The sequence below is a fragment of the Psychrobacter sp. 1U2 genome (assembly GCF_051847575.1).
Genome location: NZ_JBPYDC010000840.1, coordinates 1 through 808, shown reverse-complemented (window position 1 = coordinate 808; position 808 = coordinate 1). Strand labels below are relative to the sequence as shown.

The window sequence follows — 808 nt, the reverse complement described above, 5'->3', positions numbered from 1 at the left end:
GGTTTTTGCAGCGAGTTTTTCGCGCCACTGAGTTTCAGTGCCCGTGCCTCTTTCCAAGAATTTGGTTCAGGTATAAGAAAGTACATCGCTACTGCGAGAACAACAGGTAGAAACGTTAAGAGATATAGTGTGCGCCAACCATAGCTGGGAATAATCCAAGCAGAGACGCTAGTGATCACTAAAGACCCTAACGTAAAACCTGTCATCAACATTGCAAGCACAGTCGTCCGGTGTTTGGTGGGCACCATTTCAGACATCAAGGTATTAGTCGCAATATATAAACTACCAAGACCTAAACAAGCGGTGAACCGTAATGCTACAAACTGCTCATAGCTCTGCACAAATCCACTGAAACCAGATAACAAAGAGAACATCGCTGTCGCAATTACGATAACACGTACTCGTCCAAAGCGATCACAAGCCCAACCGCCGAAGAATCCACCGATTGCCATACCAAACAATGACCAACTGCCCAAAGCACCAGCTTGTACGTTGGTCAATCCAAATTCTAGCTTTAGGCTTGAAAGCGTAAAGGCGAGAATACCAATATCAGCTCCATCACATAATAGAACTAAAAAACAAAAAAAGAAGGCCAGTTTCCAAGGTTGCTTCTGGACAGAGCTTAAGCTTGAATCTGAAGTTATAGCGGCACTTTTCACAATTTATATCCTTATTGTTGTGAGAATGAAAGACTATAGTCATAGTGAGGTGACTCGTAACTTAGGTATCTGCGTCCTAGCAAATACCTCAATACGCTTTGAGAATGTAAATACCTGTTAATAATCAAGTAAATAGCATTCAAATAAAT

Annotated in this window: 1 protein-coding gene; it reads right to left on the bottom strand. The window is 41.8% G+C overall.

The window, feature by feature from the left end:
• Positions 1-659, bottom strand: a 659-nt coding sequence (locus ACS8FD_RS19050) for an MFS transporter (RefSeq protein ID WP_439277011.1), incomplete at its 3' end; no start/stop codon positions are given.
• Positions 660-808 lie beyond the last annotated feature (149 nt).